Source organism: Rosistilla ulvae (assembly GCF_007741475.1).
GTDB classification, from domain to species: Bacteria; Planctomycetota; Planctomycetia; order Pirellulales; family Pirellulaceae; genus Rosistilla; species Rosistilla ulvae.
Map to the genome: position 1 here is coordinate 2309469 of NZ_CP036261.1, position 20874 is coordinate 2330342.

Sequence of the window (20874 nt, forward strand, 5' to 3'; positions counted from 1 at the left end):
GATTTTCGATTGGTCAATCCTCCTCGCTACCTAAAAACTCCGTGACCTCTGAGTCCTCTGTGGCTTAAAAGAAATCTGCCCGCGAATCGCACGAATCGACGCGAATGAGCGAGCCAGGGATCTGCAGGGTGAAGCTCTTTTCAAATTTCAAATTTTCCGCTGCCCGCGTGATTCACCACCAGCCATCTCCGTGTATTCCGCGCCTCTGTGAGCAGTAAAATCAGCTGCCCACGAATGACGCGAAAGGAACTTCAGGTCGATGAACTGTTCTGATTTCCAAATTCGCGGGATTAGCGGGCAAGCAATACCGCCGCCACACGCTTCGGATCCTCGGCTCGCCCCCCAAAACCTCTGCGTCCTCTGCGCCTCTGCGTTAAAAAAGGTCTGCCCACGAATGACGCCAATATCGCGAATGGGACGAACTGGGATCTGCGAGCTTAAATTATCAAATTTCGCGTGCTTCGCGAGATTCGCGGGCAAACAATACCGGCACCACCGCACGGCGGTTCTTCACTTGGCCACCTAAGACTCAGTGTCCTCTGGGCCCTCTGTGGCTTAAAAGAAGTCTGCCCGCGAATATCGCAAATCGACGCGAAAGGAACTGCAGGTCGTTGAACTGTTCTGATTTTCAAACTTCGCGCTGTTCGCGTGATTCACCACGTGCAGGCTCCGCGTGCTCTGCGCCTCTGTGAGCGGAAAAATCAGTTGCCCGCGAATCGCGCGAATCGACGCGAATGAGCGAGAGGCTTTTCTTTTGTTTTCAAGATCCACGTTGTTCTCGCCGGAATCGCGAGCCCTGATTGGTCGATCCTAGTCGTCCCATAAAAACTCCGTGACCTCTGGGCCCTCTGTGGCAAGAAAGGAGAAGGTGCCCGCGAATGACACCAATAACGCGAATGGGGCAAACAGGGATCTGCGAGCTTAAGTTATCAAATTTCGCGTTGTTCGCGTGGTTCACCATGTGCAGGCTCCGTGTGCTCAGCGCCTCTGTGAGCGGAAAAATCAGTTGCCCGCGAATTGCACGAATCGACGCGAATGAGAGAGGCAGGTTAGAGGTCGATGATCTTCGCTCTTTTGTTTAGCCACAGAGGGCACAGAGAACACGGAGGTGGTGTTTCGTTTCAAAAGCCAACCAGCAACCAAGCTTTCCGATGCTCCAGTTCGTTGCGTGCTTGGAAGGCAAGAAAACTGGCGCATCGAGTCTGCCCGCGAATGACGCCAATAGCGCGAATGGAACGAACTGGGATCTGCGAGCTTCTATTGGTGATTCACCACCTGCTCTCTCTGCGCCCCTCTGTGGCCAGAAACCGAGGGCTGTCCTCCAGCGTTGCATGTGAAAGCTGTCGGACGATATGCATCGATCGGTTTTGGCTTCACGGGAGGGAGCGGGCAAATCTGTTGGCGGGACCGAAATAGGCGGTTTGGATTGGCGCATTGGGGGGCTTGGGATGGTATGGTTTCTTGCATCTGCCGCTTTGCGGTTTTCGATAACGAATCTAACGACTCCCCCCTCTCCAAACCACTCCGCCCCCGAATTAGGAGCGATCGATGAGCCTCACCCGCCGCAGTTTTTTCCTCTCCTCCACCTCCGCGTTGGCCGCCACCTCGCTCGCTTCCGCTGCACCCACCAAACGCCGCGTCGCGGTGATCGGGCATACCGGGCGAGGCGACTTTGGGCATGGATTGGACACCGTCTGGCACCAGATCCCCGAAACCGAGATCGTCGCCGTCGCCGACGCCAATCCGGCGGGACTGGCCCGGCAACTGACCAAACTGAAGATCGATCGCGGTTTCGGCGACTACACCAAAATGCTCGACCAGGTGCAGCCCGAATTTGTCGCCATCTGCTCTCGCCACGCCGACCAACACCATGCGATGGCGCTGGCGGCGATCGAGGCGGGAGCGCGGGGACTGTATATCGAAAAACCGATCTGCCGGACGCCGGAGGAAGCTGATGCGATGCTCGCCGCGTGCGAGCGGCGGGGAGCGACGATCGCCGTGGCTCACCGCAATCGATACCACCCGGCGCTGCCGCAGATCGATCGCTTGATCGCCGACGGCCGGATCGGGAACCTGTTGGAGCTGCGCGGTCGCGGCAAGGGGGACCGCCGCGGGGGAGCGGAGGATCTGTGGGTCTTGGGGAGCCATGTGTTGAACCTGGTCGACTATTTCACCGGCCCTCCCAAAACCTGCTCCGCCGTGATGATGCAGGGGGACCGGCGAGTGACGGCGGCCGATGTGGTGTCGGGAGCGGAGGGTTTGGGGCCGTTGGCTGGCGACGCCCTGCACGCCCGCTACGAAACGACAGCCGGCCCGATCGCCTACTACGATTCAGTCGCTCTCGACGGCACCGCCGGGACGGCGTTTTGTCTGCAGTTGATCGGCAGCCGCGGGACGATCACGATCCACATGGACGGCCGGCCGTTTGCGTACTTGTGCGAGGGGAGTCCGTTTCGGCCACCGAAGGAGCCGCGGCGTTGGGTGCCGATCAGCAGCGGCGGGGCGGGAGTGGCGGAGCCCGATCCGGAATCGGTCGCCGACGCGACGCACCACCGGACGGCAGTCCGCGACCTGATCGAAGCGGTCGACCAGAACCGTCGTCCACTGTGCGACATGCAAAACGCCGCGACGACGGTCGAGATGATCTGCGGCGTCTTTGAGTCACACCGTCAAGGAAGCGCCGCCGTCGAGCTGCCGCTAGCCAACCGCGGCAACGCGCTTGCGAAGCTGTAAAACAGTGGTTCGCATCGCCACTGAATCTTAGAAAACCTGAACGCTCCGCTTGGGAAGAACCAGCGGAGCCAGGGACCAAGCGATTCTATTTGCGAATGATCTCCGAGACAGTCATCTGTTTGACGTAAGTCTGCGACGGATCCTCGATTCTCAACAGCACCTGACTCGCCTCGGGAATAGGTGACTCGGCACCTAATTCTTCAGTATGGTTGCCTGTCCAATTCGCTCGCTACTCTTATCCAGCATGCGTACCTGAATTTCCAGCGACGGAAACGTTGAGGTGAACGGAGCACGCGTTTCGCGTTCAGTAATGTCGTCAACTCCAACATTGGCGGTGTAAGGTGTTGATCCTGGGGAAATAACAATGTTGTCATCAACACCGTTAACGGCGAGATCCGTATAGTTGCGTAGGTTGGAATGTTGCTGAAACCATAGAGTACCCACAACATAAAGATTGTTGCTCGTCGCAAAGTCAATCGATGCTACCGTACCATCGTCTCGCATCGTCGCGGCTTTGCCATCTCCTTGGTAAAAACCATCTTTTTCATAGGCATGGGTGAAAGTGTCAAAGGTCGGTTGATAGATCCGCAAATTGCGGGAGGTCAAAGATGTTCCTATCGCCAAGGCTCGCCCCGATTCATAGAGGTCGGTGGGAATGTCATACAATGGACTGTTTGAAACGGAGAATCCACTTGCTGGAGTTTCGACCAAAGATCGATTAACACCAGGAACAATACCACTAGCGGAAGCGGAAGCAACTTTCCGAAGGGCGCCTATACCTCGACTGGAACCACCTGGCAAGAGTGCGTATCCAAGATCAACAAAACTACCGCGTGATGCGACACGTGTTGAGTTTGTTGCATCACGAATCAAATCAAAGAACAGAGGGTCATCGGGGGCTATCACACTATCATCGGTGTTTGAGGCCCCAACTTCGGACCAGTCATCGTCCATTCCATTTCCATCGTCATCAATCCCCGATGCCCCAGGTGCTCCATCTGGTCCAAACCAAAATATATTTGGGGCGTTAGGATCAAAAATCTTGACATCAAACGCCAGCATGTTTGTTTCGATGACGTCATCGCCACGACGGCCAGCCCCCCAAAACGTCGATGGCACTGGAGTATGTGAAAGATCTTGGCCAAGGATAAACTCGGGCCTCAGGAAGCCATTCATGGACGGAATCGCTGTCGAAGCACCGGTCGAAGCTACGGATGGCAAGTAGGCACTGGACGACGTACCATCAACGATTGCTTTTGAAAGCAGAGGCAATTGTGAGCCGACAGCAAGAATTGGCATTGAGGTGAACCGTATGCCGGGAATCGATGCGCTTGTGAGTTGTTCGCCAGCAATTCGAACGTGCGCAAAGCGATTGTGAGGAAATTCCAGGTCGTCAATGGAATTTGCAGCAACGCTTCCATTGCCGGGCAACCCATCGGCATTGAGTACTCTGCGGACCGACAAATCCGATTGTTGGTGGACTGGCGCCATTCCAATTTGCCACGCCCGCGATTGCTGAGACGTATTCAGGATGGCAGGCTTCCTGGTCGTGCTGTCGCTATACCAGTTATCAGGCTCCATGAAAACATACGGATCGCTTGTCGAATATGGCGCTGCCGTGTAGTTGTATTTCGCAAGACCGCCGATTGGTTGCCCGGGGCTCGCCGTTGCACTTTGAAGGTTGAGATCTGGCCTAATCAACAAGACGCGACGGTGCAGACGCATTTTATCGGGAAAGTTGTCTCCCGCGGCACCTGCTAACGCCGCCCCCGAAGAATCGAGCAAACCATCGCTGATGATTGGGTTGCCGGCAGCATCATACAAGAACTCGCCGGACGCTGTGTTGTTATAGTCGGGCGATAAGAAATAAATAATCTCGGCGTACTTGGATGTGATCACGACCGGTTGTAATGCTAACGGGTCACTCGAAGGAACGTAATCATTTGGATTGGTATCCCCACTGGCGTCATCCAATTCATCTCGACGTTCTTCAACGATATATCGAGGAACTACACCGGTGAACCAGCCCTCTCCAGCGTATGCCGTAAACGCAAGGTAGTCATCCAAGTCACCAAATCGGCTTTCGGGAAGGTACTTCGGCTCGACTGCGGAGGGTTGAGATCCCAGCACAATACCGGACGAATCTGAAAGCGGCCCTTCGTAATAAACGAGGTAGCCTTTGTGGTCGCGATCGTCGTCTTTAGGGCCAAGTACCGAAATGGTGGCTTTGTCAAGATCCGAACGCATTAAGGATGAAAGAGCACGGGTTCGGTTGCTGAGTTCAAGATTCGCCTTGCTATCGCGGATGCTGTTCCCAAGATAGCCGAATGCCTGTGCCAAAGCACCCATCATCAGCAATGTGACCGCCATCGCGATCAACATTTCGACGAGTGTAAAGCCGTTTTTTTGATGAGACTTATTGTTCATTTTGACAAACCAAAACATGACCGGACTTACGTTTACTTTTCTGAGAACTTGCGGAATAGAATCAGCTTTTCAGTGTCTGTGTCAGCGCCCGTCACGTATCCACATGGGATTGAACGATCTACGACATATGTGGCTTGGAAGCGTTTGACGTTTCCCGTATCAACTCCATGCTCTTTCCCTAATGCTAAACTCGCAGGATCGACTTCGAAGTAACCAACCGTCAAACGAACGATATAGGTATTCGAATTGTTTGACGTCAAATTCTGAAGCCGGGTGAGGCTCTGGTAACGCATGACGGGGTTTCTGTCCACGTCCGTTGCGGGTGACGTGGCTGTGCCCCGCACCATTAGGGGCGAGTTGTTTAGCAATGCCGCAGTCGAAGACGAATCCCGTCCTGGGCGAAGTAAGGTTCCTTCAACCCAGTGATCGCGTAACCGGTCGGAACCATCAACAATCGGATGGAGGTCGTTTGCTAAAGAGTTCGTGTACGCCCCAGCATACTGGGTGGGATAGTCAGGTGAGAAAAAGTTGGGGGCGTAGTTGTAGGGTGGCGCACCACCACTCAACGTTTGTGGTGCGCTTGTCGAAACATCGTATCCACGCCGTGATTGGTTGAATGAATCCCAGTTGGCAACCGAGCCAGGCTGACGTTCGGCAGACGTCAAGTGTCCCCAATTGAGCCCCATCCAGACGCGATAATCGGCAATTGTGTTTAAGTTGATTTTTCCAGACTTCACGTATTCAGGTCTACGATTAAACGGAAACCTGAGCAACTGATTCCATGCATGGAACGCTGCTAACGACTCTGGGATAGGGCCAGTTGATGTGTCAAGATTGTTTACGAGTGGTCCGAAAGGATCATCGTCAAATGCCGCCGCTTGCAATCGTGACAACATTGCTGCGTCGTCGTTCATTTCCGATTTGAATCTTGGTCCCGTGGTTAAAAAGTCCAAGACACGGTAAGCGTGCGGTCCCTTTGTGTGCGATGCATCAGTAAGTGGATCGCTATTCTCGGTTTCGTAGCTGCCGAAAAAGTTCAGCAGGTGCCTGAACGGACCTCTAAAGGCTTCTGGAACAGAGTTGTCGTAGACAGTTGGGGTTGATTCAACGGAAAACTCTTCAAGAAGTCGAGCTTGAGAAGTCGCAGGGACGTACATCAGTTCCAGTGCCGACTCGTAGGGACGGTTCAGCCATGGATGAAAGGCGAACGGTTCTTTCGGATATCCAAGGTAAATGTCCGTTTGTGGAGGATTTGAAGTTGCCTCGATAACACTCGAGTCCGTTGTATTTGCGATTTCAGTGTTCAGGTAGCCCAACGAATTTTGCATTGTCAGGTCGAATACTTGGGTCCCTGTACCTGGGGCAGCAGCCACAGGTGCGGTAGTTTCGTGTCCGAACAAGATTCGTTTTTGCGCACCCGCCGAGTCCATACCATTTCTTGCGCGACTCGTGACAAAATTGGGGCTGGTGGTTGCAGACGCACCATCACCATTAAACACGGCTAAATCGATTGGCAGCCAGTCGATAGTGCGGTAAGGATTCGTATCCGAATCGTACGCAATTGTAGGATCAGCTAATCGTTGCAAATACGCAGTGCGGTAGTTCTCGTAATCCCCAACGCCGGGATTATCACCATCTCGTGGCAGATTCGCGATTGATGCAGCGACTCGAAGATCTTCCGGTAAATCCCGTGGTTGGCCCGTACCGAGTGAAGGGTCGTCCTTGTTTTCGTACATGCGATAACCATCTCGCACATCGTAAACAACCCCTGCTGTTCCCGCGCCATCGAGTGTCTGATAACGTGGCATCGCATAGTATCCTGTGTCCGTAAATGGCTCGGAAACATTAAGTCCTACGCCTCGGCCTGTGCCACCAAATAAGGCTGTCTCATCGTAGTCAGGATCTGATTTCCAGTTCGTTGGTGCAGGCGTTTGAGCATAGAATACCGTCGCATTTTGTGCGTATGTGGGCCATGTAGAAACGCCATCCAGGTCGTAGTGTACGATTCCTGTGGCCTCGTTTACGAATCGTTGTTCTGATGGTCCGGCGGGCACATCTTGGTGCCAGTTGGCTGGGTCATAAAGTTTGGAACCAATGAACGTTCGGGGACGGGGGGCAATAACGAGATAATTCCCGGCCATTAAATTCGTGCTACTTGTGGCTGGGATCATGTTGAAGAATGCATTGGCGCGACTCAATGTCCCAATACATGCTTGTTCATTTTCGAATTGATTTAGCACCTCTTCGAGGACTTGATAATCGTCGTTTCCGTCTCCGGTGGTATCGGCGACGTATTCGCCAAATAGCACGAAACGTTCAAGTTCCAACTCAGGTGCAAGCCCCGTGATAATGTCTGGAGCTTCTGGTTGAAAAGTTGCTGTGTCCACGGAATTGCTGCGCAACACCAGCGGACTCGCAGCAATTTGCTCGGGCGTTGTCCCTGCGGAAGAGGCACTGTGTGGCGCCGAAATTGCGATCCGCCAGACAGGCATCACTGGAGCACCAGCGGAAACTGGAGTCATGCGATCCAGGTCGAGTACTGGTTGGGCTCCGCTGAAATTGTAAAGTTCGGACGGAACCGATGGATGATTGGCTACGTTTGCGTAGGTCCGTGCCCTTGGTGAAAACAGTTCGAGAAATAAAGAGCCCTGGGGAATCCGGATTGAATCCAGGGTCGGATCTGGGTCAACCATCGCGGTGGTATCTTTGCCTGTCGGATCAAGGTCCGTATCGCGAAGTCGAAGGTCGTGTATAGCCAGTCCTTCTTTGAACAGCAACTCAGGAAACTCGCATCCCCAAACAACGCCGCGGACCGTATCGCCTTCGTCGGTCGATATGTCGCCGTCGACATTCCAACCGTCAGATAAGTCCAAATCGAACTCAAACCCCGTCATGATGCCATCGCTGTCCCGGTAGTCGACAACGTTGACCGCCCATTGAGCGAGTCGACGAGCGCGATAATGCTCGGCCTCATCTGGTGCTAGAGGCGTCGTGTTGGCAGTTGGCCATTCAAAGTCTGAGTGCTGGGTACATAAAAGCGTCGCTAGAACATATAGGTGTTTTGCCAACAATTGGCGTGGCGTTTCGTCCGTAGCAGGCTGATTAAACGTGTAGTGTGGCATAACATTCGCTACACCTCGATATGCAACTTCGATTTCATCATCTTCATCAATGGCACCGTCACCATCGTCATCTAGTCCGTTACCTAATGGACGATTGACGTTTAACTTCATGCCAAGCCGGATCTCTGGTGGCAGTAAGAAATTTGCTAGCGCAACGTCATTTTCGTCGATGTCTCCAGAAGCACTGGTGACATTGCGCAACCGCCGAATGAGACCTTCAATCGCACTTCCGACCTGGTCTCCCGTACGATCTTCGGGCAACTCAAATGCTGGCGGACGATCATCGGATGAACTGGTTGTGGTGACAAGCTTTCCAACGGATGGGTCAGCAACGAGCAACGGTGCAAGAAAGTTTGACAGTCGACCAGGTAGTAGATGTTGTTCCCAGGATTTCGAACGCAGCACCTTTTCTAATTCAGAAACAGAAAACGGGCTGTCAAAAGCGGTCGGCTTTGATGGGGCAAATTCGTAGGGTGTATTGGTTATTTCATCGACACCAGCGACAATTGTCGTTCCAACGTTTGTGGCGACTAGGTTTCCGGATTGATCAATGGCTAAACCGCCACGACCGTGCTTATCCATGGGCAATCCAGGACGCGTTGCACGTGTGTGGGTGGCCGATACTCCTGGTAGCAGTGGATCACCGCCGTCAGCATCGAATGATCCTGGAACGTTTCCACGCAGCCCGGCAATCGTGTTCGTTGACGCCAACTCCGGTTGTTGGTTTGAGGAATATCGTTCTGAAAAGACGTTAGAGAGTACATTCGCAAGACGTCCGGAGAACCCGGTGCCTACCAATGTGCCATACTTGTCGTTTGTTCCGGCATTCGAGGTCTGGACATCCGAATTGGTATGGACAAGCAATGGAACGATTTCCGCTGGTCCGTAGCCGCGTCCAGCAGGTAAATCGATGAGGCTCGGAGACGCGGCATCGGGCGTGCCAGCCAACGGGTACGTCGAACGTCGTCCATAATCATCAGCTAATTGTGCTGCTGAACCGTGAGCATTCACATTAAAGCGATCGCTCAGATCTTCAATTTGGGGTGCGACAAGCGCTCTCAATAAAGTTCCATCCTCCCCGGTAATCAGAGGAAGATTTAGGTCGACCCATACGCTGTCTGCAATGCCATCGCCATCGTTATCAACGTCCCATGGTCCCTGAGTCAATGCCGTTACGAGAGAGTGCAGTCGCGTCTTTTGTGCGTCAGTGTTGATTAGGTTGGGAGTTCGTAACGCGAAGTTGCTATTCCCTCCAGTAAACTGCGAATGATTTCCCGTGAATGTTGGAGAACCGTTTCCAACAAGTTGACCGGACGCAAAGGGGAGTGGGCGTGCTGTTGCACGACGGATGGTCTCGACAAGCCGTTGAATCTCCTCGTCGGGGACCGTACCCGATGCATCGACTCCACTTAGATTTAGCAGATAGTTGATTAGCGCCGGGCGATGGAAAGACGGCAGCACCGCCGCCAGATCGGGCCTTCCGGGCTGGCCTTCTTGGAACACGCGACTCGAAAGAAAGAAGTTTTCGTAGTCAGGGGCGTCGTATGGCTCGTCACTATTGCCTGAAATGGTGAACCCCGGTGTTAACCATCGGCGGTAATTCGGCTGGAGCGCGACAGGTACTTGGTAGCCTTGGTCAGTCGCGTGAATGAGCGGAATCGCTTGGTAGTTCCCAGTATTGAAGCCGGTTCCCTGGCCATTTAGCGGCAATGGGTTAATTCGCAGTACAACCTGTCCGTCGTCGGATGCCGGCCAACCTGCTTCGGCGTAATCGCCTCCTCGCGCAAAGTCGTTGGATGTTGTTCCCCATGCCCGATCGTTGCCACGCGTATAGAACAACGCTGATGCGCCGTATTCCGTGTCGTATAACACTGTTTGCAAGTCACGGACGGTTCCGTCATCTAGAACGATTGTTGACGGAAGACTTGGATCACTTAAGTCCAAGAACATTGAATACCTTAGATGATATTCTGGATGCACACTGCCGGATCCATCAGCTTGCGGCCGATAGCCGACCCACCGAACAATCTTGACCGTATGGCCGGCCAATGGTCCTCCGCCAAATGAGACAGTGCGTCCCGTAAGAGTGTCATCATAACCATATTCACTGTCGCGCCCGATGTTGCTGTCAAACCGATCCGCCGGTGGGGTTGTCGTAGTTGACGGGTGCGGCGCGTTAAGTTTAACGGGAACTTTAACAATTCCACCACCTGCGCTCATTACCCCACGGGTTCGCATCGGAGTTCCAGTGAAATGGATGTCTCCTGGTTCGATAGCTGTTGCGAGTAAAGATTCGGTCGCACTGAGGGATACCCTCATTGGATTGTCGACAGGGAGAGCTGTTGGATCTTCCCACTGATAACCGTAGTAATCGCCGAGCAGGTCGTGCCGATAGGCTGCCGAGAGGGGGTCGGTCGTTCCACGAAGTAGTTGCATAAAGGCTGAGTGCGCAACCTCTTCGTGGTCGACGACGTGGAACTGCTGTCTTGCGGTTGCAAACGATGTTTGCTGAGAGTTGCTGGCAAACGTCAGGTAGGTTGCCGCTAATATCGCAAACAAGGCAAGCATTGCCAAAGCGACAAGCAGGATCACACCGCGTCGACGTTTCATGGGGATTCGACTATTCATCATTCAACTCTCGTACGAAGAACTTCGTAACAATAGAAAACAGAAAAGTTGCGGAACTATGGAACTAGAGAAATCGGGAAGTCTTTCACTGCCACAACATCGGACACAATGACGGCAAGCGTCTCGCCGGCAACCCCGGAGGTGTTCGCAAAGCTCCAGTCAGGACCGTCGACCGTAATATTCCGAAGCCAAACCTGACGCGAGTCTCCTGTATGAGGATCCGGATATGCATTGTCCAACTCAACTTCTTGGTCGGCGTAAAGCACCCGATACCAAGCGTGCACAACTGTGGTTCCAACGAAACGCATCAAAACGATCCAGTCACCTTCGAACAACTGCGAACTGACCGCTTGGCTACCGACAATCCGTATGCTACCACCACCACCACCGCGAAAGTCTGCTGCGGTGTCGACCCAGGTCACTCGTTCTGCGGCGTTGTTTGCCTTTACAGGATCTTCGCTATCAATCGTTGCGTCTGAGAACGGCAATTCAAAGCTTCGTTTTCGGTTGTACATGACGACAACGCTAGCAACGGCTGTGTTCACTGAGGTGGGACGAACCGTCGCAAACCATGTGTATCGACCTCCTGTCGCACGTTGCGCTGGGTTCATTGAATAACCGTTAGCTACGTCTGCAACCGTCGACCGTACCATTTGAGCCACTGGAAGGGTGTCATCTTCGGTCTCAACGGTTAAAAGATCATCACCATCCTGGATGAGTTGCTGCGACTCGCTTGATGTCATGCGTGGAGAAAACGAACCGATGCGAGGGACACTCAATGTTGCACGCGGAAGCCTAGGCATCGTAGGCCAGTCAGCAGAGCCTTGGGCGAGCATCGGGTTAACGAGTGGGTTGTAGTTTGCTGAGTAGTATGGAAAAGTTTTCCTCACATAATAGTTGTGGTTGGATGTACTACTCGATTCATACCATCCGGTTCGAGGGAAGAGGGTGGTTGCGGATGGTGGAACAATAACTTCGGGATGCGCCAGCAAGAGTGGATCCAAGCATACACCTCTCGACCCCGCGCTAACGGGATTGAAGGTGCCTGTGGCATTGTTGTCATTGAGTGCCTGCCAGCGGCCTTCTGAATTGAATCCGAATGCACTGAACTGAGTTGCCACCCGTGAAGCAAGCGTCGTGCCGCGATCTAGGTTCATCGAAGATCTCGCCATCCGCCCGGCAACCGGGATCATCGAAGCGATTCCGAGAAGGCCAAAGAGAAGGACGCCGATCGCAAAGATTACCTCAATAATCGTCGCGCCGTTACGGCCATCTTTCAACATTAATTTATGCATGTTCATTATCGCTTCCTCAGTTGGACTCGATCGCCAAACGCTGTGCCAGCGCCATCGACGTTGTGAAATCATAAGGAAACGGGCCGGTGATGGAGCCAACGTCCGCCGTTCGGACCTGTCCGTTAAACGGATTGATGACAACCCATCCCGATTCCACATCAAGAATATTGGATCGCTCGTCGTCACCGATATCGACAAGAGTCGATGCCGATGTGTTGATCTGGTCGGGACGCACGTTTGCAGTTCGCCCTACCAGAATGAAAATTGAAGAGTAGGGTTGCAGCGTATTCGGAGACCAAGTGAAATTCGGCGGCGTACTATCAGGAACCAAACTGCCAACGTACGTGCGTTCCACAGCGCCTGTTGAATTGAAGACAATTGAAACAGGACCGTAATCAACGTCCGCGCTCGAATTCATCTGCGCGGCCGAAATTGTAGCCGGTGAAAACTGCGTGCTAGCGATGCCAATTCCGGAATAATACAGATCAATCGCAGAATTGCGAGGTAAACGTAATGTCTTCCCTCCTCCGCGAAGTGTCTTCCGTTCGATTCGAAACTGACGCGGTGTCGTGTCGACATTTGTCCCCGTTCCAGATAGCGATAAAAGTGGGAACTCTGGAGTGTCAATATTTCCGGTCCCTGTTGCTCCTCTTGGGTCAAAATAGACTTTGATCCAGGTGTTAGGTGCCGCATCGGAAAAGTCAACGTCAGGTGGGTCTGTGTTGTCGCAAAAGCTAATTGCAGTGATGACCAGACGTCGGCCTGATAACACTAGCACATCACCAACACGAACCGGTCCATTAGCAACCATTGCCGATTTGGATAAAGAGACACATTCGCTAGGATTAAATACGGCGGCGTTAGGGGCCAGAGTCATCCCAGAAAGCGGTGCTGCCGCAGCCGTTTCGTGGTAGAGAAAACATGCGGATTTCTCGAAATCCCCTGTGTAATCAGGTGCTGCGGACACAATACGCAGAAGCGTGACGCTGCCGCGTTCCTCAGCGAAATTGATACCATCGCGTTCGAATACGACGGCATGGGATCGGCCCGTTGTCGTCGCCATCGTTCGAGCCGTTTCAATGAATGCGCGAACGTTCCGAATGGATTCTGAAGCGCGAGCATCTGTGATTACATCACGAAATGTTGGCAACGTGACGGCAGTTAATAGCGAGAGGATTCCTATCACTACCAACAGTTCCACGAGCGTGAAGCCCTGCACGGTTCGTTTTAATTGAATACGGATCATAGATCGTAGCTCAAGACGTTGTCGGCGATTGAATCTTCAGATATGACTGCGCCCGGAAGTGCTTCGCTAACCTGGCGATTGAACGGATCGATGTAGGGATACGAGCTTCCCGATACGGGGCGAGGCTTCCCGTCAGTGTCGCTAACGGGCCACATCATTTGGGCATAAGGGGTTGTCGGGAACTGTGTAGTAACCACCCCAAGTTCACCGTCAAGCCCAGGCGACATAACAAGAGGCCGAAGGCTGAATGAAGGGGAAATGCCACTGGCTGGTCCATAGCCCCAATCGGAGTTCAATAAATCAAACTCATCTTCGCCAGCTTTTGTTACAACCGATGAAGGCGAGCCAGCGGGCCAACGCACCCAAGATATGGGGTTGCCCCAAGGATCGACAATCTCCGGCATGTTATCGTCATCAAGGTCGGTAACATTTGCCGGGCTGATCAGATCTAACGCAGAAACACCGTTCAACGTTGTAGTACTCAGAATTAAATACAAGCATTCAGAACTCTCGTGTTCGGCAGTCCAGTCGTCAAAATCTGATGGCAAACGCCTGATATAGTTTGCGAATTTACTTGGTGTTGTCCACGCAATTGACGTTGCAATCGCTCCTAATGCAGCCCCCGCTGAATCGGTGCGATTGACGATAGCGCGAATGTTCATCGGCCCCATTGCAACGGGGGTGCTGGGAACGTAATTAACCAAATCAGAACGTCGGTCTGGCATTTCCATTCGCATCAAATCACGCATCATCATCATGCGGACCCGCGATACTTCGACGGGAGGCACTGTCATTTCAACCGTAGTTGAACTCTGCGGTAACTGAACCGGAAGTTTGCGTGTTTTGTATTCCTCCATTTTGTACTGAAGGATTTCATCGATCCGCTGAACCAGCGATCTGGTACGTGCCAACCGCGCGTCTTGCTGGGCGGAATTTAAGGCAACGGTAACCATTACCGCAAGGATCGAAACCAACGCCATGGCAACCAACAATTCGACGAGCGTGAAGCCCTGACGCATCAACCGGTTTTTGACGGATGGACTATTCAACGTCTGCCTCCAGTGTTCGCGTCGAGAAATTCGTAATGTTGTCGGCAACCGCGTTGTCAGACGAGGCTTGGAAGTTTGAAACCGAGGAAATTAGCGTCGCGGTCGGCCCATCAGCATCGGGATCGGCGACCATCGCCTCGCCGGTTCCCGCGATAAAATAGACTGGGTAACCGGACTGCGTATGCACTGATCCGAATTGATCATCCCGTCCGGCTGCAATCACCTGGAAAGATTTGGGATTGGCGAAATCCCAAGCTTTGGAAGCCGCTGCGGCTGTGCCATACGTCGAGCCTGATGCGGGTTGCCCGTTCTTGATTTTCAGTGGTCGGACGTAGCCAACGACCGACGCAGCGGTAGTATTGGGGAACGAGTTGAATTGGCCCACATCGGGAAGCCATCCGTAAGTCCTGGAATCGAAGTAAACGTAGGGGGCAACCTTGTTGGGGGGCGAGTAGACAGGGAAAATGTCTCCATCGTCGCTGGAAATTGTTTTGCTCGTTGGAGTTGGTTTTGTGGAGCTAGCTGGGTCCCATGGAGTGATCGACAGTTGTGTGATGTCGAAATCAAACAGTGAATTGGTGCGAGCGGTGTTGTATTGGTAATCGCCTGCGACGGTAGTGGGCGAACCCGTGCCAACGAAGTCGAACGGACCACCATCTCCCGTAAGCGGATTTTGGGGGTTACTGCTGTATCCTCCTAGCACAAAAACGAGTGCTTCCGCACGGCTTATGTTGTGAGCTGAAAAAGTCCCGCCCTGAAGCAGCATGTTGTCTAATAACTGCAGTTCCCTAACGTCGATTTGAGGAAAGATTGTCCTGAAGTGACGGATGACCAGGTCTTTATCTGAGCAGTCTGGTGGATACTCACCGTATTTGTCACGGTATGCTTCGATTGCTAAAGCGATACCATCGGCTTCGCTTTTCATCGCCGCCTCCCTGGCATTCCCCATCACCGTCATTACCGCAGGCGTGAGAAGCCCCATCAATAGAGCAATGATGGTCACGACGATCAAAATTTCGATCAACGTGAAGGCTGCTCGGGGGTTTTTGGTTCTGGAGCGGAGGGGCTGGGACATCTGCTTTACCTGTGCCTGTGCCTGTTGCGTTTGCATCACTGTTTTTCCTCGTTCGGCCTCGGGTACGGTCCGTCACTTCCAAGCAGCGGGGGTGGCCATCGATTAGAGCCGCTGCTGGTCTCCAAGCTTCTTGGTGGAGCTGTTTTTTCAAACCACTCCCCCGTCCGCTCTAACCACTCTCGTTTCTGACTTGTTCCTTCGCGACCGCCCGCGGCGACCGATGTTCCTTCTGCCGCAGCGTCACCACGCCCTCGCGATCATGCGAGGTGGCAACACGGGCGGTTGACGCGACCGACGGTGTCGGTCGGCGATCTTGTTTTGTTTTCGATTTCGTTTTATTGGGTGGCGATCGATCGGAGTCGATCGGCCACCGTCATTTTCAATGACGGTCTTTTCCACCGGCCGTCGCATCTTTTATGCGGGGCCGATGGTTGGCGTCTTTGCGTTTGTTATCCCAGGCTGCTGATCAGCGAGACGAGGGGCATGAAGAGGCTGACGACGATGAAGCCGACGACTAGACCGAGGAATACGATCAGCAACGGTTCCATCAGAGCCATCATGCCGTCAGTCATTACGCGTACTTCTTCGTCGTATGTGTCGGCAACTTTGTAGAGCATCGTGTCCAGCTCGCCCGTCTCTTCGCCGACGTCGATCATGTTGACGACCAGGTCGTCGACCACGCGCTCTTTCATCTTCATCAGGTACCACAAGACGGCGAAGGTGCATCCGCCGGCGGTGCCGCCAAAGGCGATGCTGCGCAGCGTCTGGACCATCTCGGGGTTTTCACCCAGTTTTGTGTAGTTCGCTGTCAGGGCGACCGACATCAACATGATCCCTGGAAACGCTCCCAAAAACGCCCAGAAGAAGGCGGCCATCGGGTGGAAGCCGGGGGTACTGTTTTCGGCTAGCGGTTTGCTGATCACTTCACCCTGCCGAATCGACTCGGTCACCTTGCCAAACAGCCGCTCGAACATCGCATTGCCCGACGTTTCGCGGGTGATGTTCAGCGCTTCCAAGATCGGCACACCGCTGGAGACCAACGTACCGAGGGTTCGGGTGGTTCGGGCGAGGATGTTCTTTTCCAGCAAACCGCCGAAGATCGGCGCTTTGATGATGAACATGTCAAAGCCCATCCGCCCCTGTTTAAATTTGCGTATCAATTTCACGATGATAAACATACAGACCGGGATCACGACGATCAGGAACCCGTACCGCACGATATAGTTGGACAGGGCGATCAGCAGCAGCGTCGGCGCCGGCAGTTCCAGATCGAACTCTTCAAACATCTGTTCGAACGTCGGAACGATCTTGATCATGATAAAGGTCACGATCGCACAGGCGACGAAGACGACGACGCAGGGATAGATCAACGCACCTTTGACTTTCCGTTTGAGCGATTCAGCCCGCTCCATAAAGTCGGCCAACCGCTGCAGGATCGTCTCCAACGCACCACCCGCCTCGCCCGCCTTGATCATGTTGACGTACAAGCGATTGAAGACCTTGGGGCTCTTGGCCATCGATTCGCTCATCGTCGAACCGCTCTCGATCTCTTCGCAGGTATCGAGTAGGGCGTTTTTCAACTTGCCCGGCTTCTGATTTCCTTCGAGGATCTTCAAGCTGCGGAGGATCGGCAGACCGGAGTCTTGCAGGATCGACAGCTGGCGAGTGAACATCGCGATATGTTTTGTCTTGGCACCACCGAACCCGCCGCCTCCACGGCGCTTCTTTTGGGCCGCCGCTTTGGCCGCTTGCTTTTTGACGGAGATCTTCGTGACGAAGTATCCCATCTGCCGAATAGTGGTTTGCGCCTCTTCTTCGTTCTGCGCATCGATCTCGTCCCGGATTTCTTGTCCGGTCGCGTCCATCGCTTCAAATAGATAGATAGGCATGGCGGAGGTCTACACTTTGAAGGGAAAAGTCAATTGTTGGAATGTATTAACGTTGTTTTATGAGCTTGCAGCCGGGGGGGCTGGTGCCCGCGATCGATCGGATGTTAGTGGTCGACGGTTTCGCGAACGACCTCTTCGAGCGACGTGATGCCTTTGTAGGCCAGTCCCATACCGAAGGCACGCAGCGTGACCATGCCGTTGGATTCGGCGACGTCGCGGATTTCGTCGGTCGATGCGTTGGCCATCACCATCTCGCGGATCGTGTCGTTCATGATCATCAATTCAAACAGCCCCACGCGCCCCTTGTATCCGGTGTTGTTGCATTTGTCGCATCCGCCGCCGCGGTAGAACTTCTGCTCGGCGACATCTTGAGCCGACATGCCGATCTCGGCTAACAGATCGATCGACGCCGGCGCCTCTTCGCGGCAATTGGTGCAGATTCGGCGAACCAACCGCTGGGCCAAGATCGCCTCGACCGTGGCGGTCAACAGGAAGGTCGGCACGCCCATGTCTTTCATACGGGTGATCGTGCTGGGGGAATCGTTTGTGTGCAGGGTGCTGAAGACCAAGTGACCGGTCAGTGCGGCTTGGACGGCGATCTCCGCCGTCTCCAGATCGCGGATCTCACCGACCAGGATCCGGTCGGGATCCTGTCGCAGGATCGCTCGCAGACAACTGGCAAACGTGACACCCGATCCGACGTCGATCGGGATCTGGATGATCCCATCGATGTCGTATTCGACGGGGTCTTCGGTGGTGATACATTTTTCGTCGATCGTGTTCAGTTCGGTCAGGGCCGAATAGAGTGTCGTCGTTTTGCCGCTGCCCGTCGGTCCGGTGACCAGGATGATGCCGTTTGGTTTTTCGATCGCTTTGCGGAACGGCACCATCACGGTTTCGTCCATGCCGACATTGTCGAGACTGAGCGAGACGACCGAGCGGTCCAGGATCCGCATTACCGTCGATTCGCCAAACATCGTTGGCATCACGCTGACGCGGAGATCGACCGGGTGGCCACCGACCATCAATTCGATCCGGCCGTCCTGCGGCATCCGGCGTTCGGCGATGTCCAGGTTCGCCATGACCTTGATTCGCGTGGTGATCGCAAAGGCCAGGTGGCGCGGCGGCGGAACCATTTCGTACAACACGCCTTCGGCTTTGATCCGGATCCGGAATTCATCCTCGAACGGTTCGAAGTGGATATCGCTGGCGTGGTCCTTGATCGCCAGCAACAGGACCATGTTCAACAGCTTGCGGACCGGCGCCGAATCGGCAAGCGCCTCGGCATCGGTGATGTTAAATTTGTCCGACTCCAGCGCCGAGATCGCCGCTTTGAGGTCGTCGTCCTCTTCCAGCGAGGCGATCACTTTTTCGACGCTCTCCGATTCGCTGTCGAAGTACCGCGTCATCGCGGACATGATGTCTCGTTCGGTCGAGACGGCCATCCGGATGTCGTAACCGAGGAAGGTCCGCAGTTCGTCTTGGATCGAAAGGTTTTGCGGGTCGCAGGTCGCGACGGTCAGGGTGGAGCCGTCGAATTTGACCGGGATCACGCGATACAGCTGGGCCATCGTTTCGGTGATCATCGCCAGGACTTCTGGCGGCAGTTCGGTATCCTGCAACTGGACCGTCTGCATGTTCATCTGTTCGGCCAAGCCCTGGGCCACCTGTTCGTCGGTGACCAGGCCCATATCCTCCGCGATCCGCCCCAACAAAGCGCCCGGCTGTTGTAGTTGTTCCTCGAGGATCACCTCCAGTTGTTCGTCGGTGATGAAACCGAGGTCGACGAGGATCTGTCCGATTTTTCGTGTTGCCACAGGTCAAGGCTTGTCGTTGGAGGAATGGAAAAGGAACGTTGGGTTGTCCGCGATTTAATCTTCGTTTGATTCGCCGTCGTCGCCACTTTCGCGGCGAGCTTCGACGATCCGTTTGGCCAAGTCGTCGGGGCGATGCGCTTTGCCCAACACGTCTTCGACCGAGACCAGGCCGCCGGCCCAGAGGTTGTAGAGCGCGTCGTCCATCAATTGCATGCCGAACTTGGCTCCGGTCTGGATCGCCGAATTGATCCGGAACGTTTTGTTCTCGCGGATCAGGTTGGCGATGCCTGGGGTGACGATCAATGTTTCGTAAGCGGCACAACGCCCGCCGCCGATTTTGGGTAGCAGGGTTTGGGCGACCACACCGATCAGCGACGACGCCAATTGGGTGCGGACCTGGTCCTGCAAGTTGCCGGGGAAAGCGTCGATGATCCGGTTGACCGTTCCCTGGGCGCTATTGGTGTGCAGCGTGCCGAAGACGATGTGACCGGTTTCGGCGGCGCTGATCGCCGCTTCGATCGTCTCCAGATCGCGGAGCTCGCCGACCAGGATCACGTCGGGATCCTGCCGCAACGCGCGGCGAATCGCCTCGGAGAAACTGGGGACGTCGACTCCTACTTCCCGCTGGTTGATCGTGCTTTCGATATGTTCGTGATAGAACTCGATCGGATCTTCGATCGTGATGATGTGGTGATCGACCGTCTCGTTCAGGTAATTGATCAAACTGGCCAGCGTCGTGCTCTTACCGCTACCGGTCGGGCCGGTGACCAGGAACAGACCGCGAGGCCGTTGGACCAATTTGATGATCGCTTCGGAGAGCCCCAGTTGTTCGGGGGTCAGTTTGTCGTTGGGGATCTGTCGCAGCACCATCGAGATGAAGCCGCGCTGTTTGAAGACCGAGACGCGAAATCGCGCCAGTTCGCCAAAGGCGAAGCCGAAGTCGGTGCTACCGGTCTCCTGCAGCTCGCGCTGGCAGCGGTCGGGCGTGATGCTTTTCATCAACGCGACGGTATCCTCGGCTTCCAACACCTTGGTCTCCAGTTTCCGCATCCGGCCGTGGAGCCGGAAGACGGGAGGCTGGTTGACGACGATGTGGATGTCGCTGACGCCTTGTTTTACCGCTGCTTGCAGCAGCTTGTCGATCAGAACGGTTGCCATACCTGGTTAGATCCTCGCGCGGTGGCGAATCGGTTCACGCTTCATGGGTGAACCCTTCAACAATCGATGCCCCCAGCGGGCCTCTCAAAACTTCATTAATTGCGATTGAACGAATGATGAATGTTGCGGCGTCGTGCGCCCGTCTCTTATTTCAAGTCTGTTTGTCAGGGAATAAATAAGGATGACAAGCAGCGAAATGAATCAATAAGGTTGTTGGATATCTGTTTGATTAGATGATGAGTAACCCTCTCGGGTGTGAAGGTATTATCCCCAACGACGCCGCGGAGACAATGAAATTGCGGTTTGCGGCGCAACGGCCGTCCCCGAGCTGTCGTTTCATCCGGCAAAACCACGCAGGCCGGAAAGGCCCTGGGGGGCACAAAACGAGGCGGTAAAGAGGCGGTGGCAACCGATGCCGGCGGGGCGGGCAAACGG

Annotated in this window: 10 protein-coding genes; 1 reads left to right on the top strand and 9 read right to left on the bottom strand. The window is 54.3% G+C overall.

All coding sequences use genetic code 11. From position 1 onward, the window contains the following. The first annotated feature begins 1548 nt into the window (after nucleotides 1–1548). A complete protein-coding gene (locus EC9_RS08380) occupies nucleotides 1549–2733 on the top strand; it encodes a Gfo/Idh/MocA family protein (protein WP_145344009.1) in 1185 nt (394 codons plus the stop codon). A 192-nt stretch (nucleotides 2734–2925) separates the two neighbouring features. Here the strand turns inward: EC9_RS08380 and EC9_RS08385 are convergent, their stop codons facing one another. From EC9_RS08385 to EC9_RS08425, 9 genes are all read right to left on the bottom strand, one after another. After that, nucleotides 2926–5178: a PulJ/GspJ family protein gene (locus EC9_RS08385; protein ID WP_145344011.1), complete on the bottom strand. Its 2253-nt coding sequence runs from the start codon at nucleotides 5176–5178 to the stop codon at nucleotides 2926–2928. A 14-nt stretch (nucleotides 5179–5192) separates the two neighbouring features. Next, nucleotides 5193–10892, bottom strand: a complete 5700-nt coding sequence (locus EC9_RS08390) for a hypothetical protein (protein ID WP_145344013.1) — start codon at nucleotides 10890–10892, stop codon at nucleotides 5193–5195. Between the two features lie 74 nt (nucleotides 10893–10966). Further along, complete coding sequence (locus tag EC9_RS08395; RefSeq protein WP_145344015.1) at nucleotides 10967–12211, bottom strand: type IV pilus modification PilV family protein; 1245 nt, start codon at nucleotides 12209–12211, stop codon at nucleotides 10967–10969. A gap of 10 nt (nucleotides 12212–12221) precedes the next feature. Beyond that, on the bottom strand, nucleotides 12222–13451 hold the full coding sequence (locus tag EC9_RS08400) for a pilus assembly FimT family protein (RefSeq protein WP_145344017.1): 1230 nt from the start codon (nucleotides 13449–13451) through the stop codon (nucleotides 12222–12224). Then, nucleotides 13448–14500: a type II secretion system protein gene (locus EC9_RS08405; RefSeq protein ID WP_145344020.1), complete on the bottom strand. Its 1053-nt coding sequence runs from the start codon at nucleotides 14498–14500 to the stop codon at nucleotides 13448–13450. Before EC9_RS08405 ends, EC9_RS08400 begins: the two co-directional genes overlap by 4 nt. Beyond that, entirely contained in the window at nucleotides 14493–15611 is a 1119-nt protein-coding gene (locus EC9_RS08410) for a type II secretion system protein (protein ID WP_145344022.1), read from the bottom strand. The genes EC9_RS08405 and EC9_RS08410 overlap by 8 nt, the downstream gene beginning before the upstream one ends. 413 nt (nucleotides 15612–16024) lie before the next feature. Then, nucleotides 16025–17464, bottom strand: coding sequence for a type II secretion system F family protein (locus EC9_RS08415; RefSeq protein WP_145344024.1), 1440 nt, complete (start codon nucleotides 17462–17464; stop codon nucleotides 16025–16027). A gap of 104 nt (nucleotides 17465–17568) precedes the next feature. Then, nucleotides 17569–19281, bottom strand: a complete 1713-nt coding sequence (locus EC9_RS08420; RefSeq protein WP_145344026.1) for a GspE/PulE family protein — start codon at nucleotides 19279–19281, stop codon at nucleotides 17569–17571. 54 nt (nucleotides 19282–19335) lie between these two features. After that, nucleotides 19336–20439, bottom strand: coding sequence for a type IV pilus twitching motility protein PilT (locus tag EC9_RS08425; RefSeq protein WP_145344028.1), 1104 nt, complete (start codon nucleotides 20437–20439; stop codon nucleotides 19336–19338). Nucleotides 20440–20874: the final 435 nt, after the last annotated feature.

Excerpts from the sequence above, each read along its gene's own strand:
- EC9_RS08380 (WP_145344009.1), top strand. The coding sequence starts at position 1,549 with ATGAGCCTCACCCGCCGCAGTTTTTTCCTCTCCTCCACCTCCGCGTTG.
- EC9_RS08385 (WP_145344011.1), bottom strand. The coding sequence starts at position 5,178 with ATGTTTTGGTTTGTCAAAATGAACAATAAGTCTCATCAAAAAAACGGC.
- EC9_RS08390 (WP_145344013.1), bottom strand. The coding sequence starts at position 10,892 with ATGAAACGTCGACGCGGTGTGATCCTGCTTGTCGCTTTGGCAATGCTT.
- EC9_RS08395 (WP_145344015.1), bottom strand. The coding sequence starts at position 12,211 with ATGAACATGCATAAATTAATGTTGAAAGATGGCCGTAACGGCGCGACG.
- EC9_RS08400 (WP_145344017.1), bottom strand. The coding sequence starts at position 13,451 with ATGATCCGTATTCAATTAAAACGAACCGTGCAGGGCTTCACGCTCGTG.
- EC9_RS08410 (WP_145344022.1), bottom strand. The coding sequence starts at position 15,611 with ATGCAAACGCAACAGGCACAGGCACAGGTAAAGCAGATGTCCCAGCCC.
- EC9_RS08415 (WP_145344024.1), bottom strand. The coding sequence starts at position 17,464 with ATGCCTATCTATCTATTTGAAGCGATGGACGCGACCGGACAAGAAATC.
- EC9_RS08425 (WP_145344028.1), bottom strand. The coding sequence starts at position 20,439 with ATGGCAACCGTTCTGATCGACAAGCTGCTGCAAGCAGCGGTAAAACAA.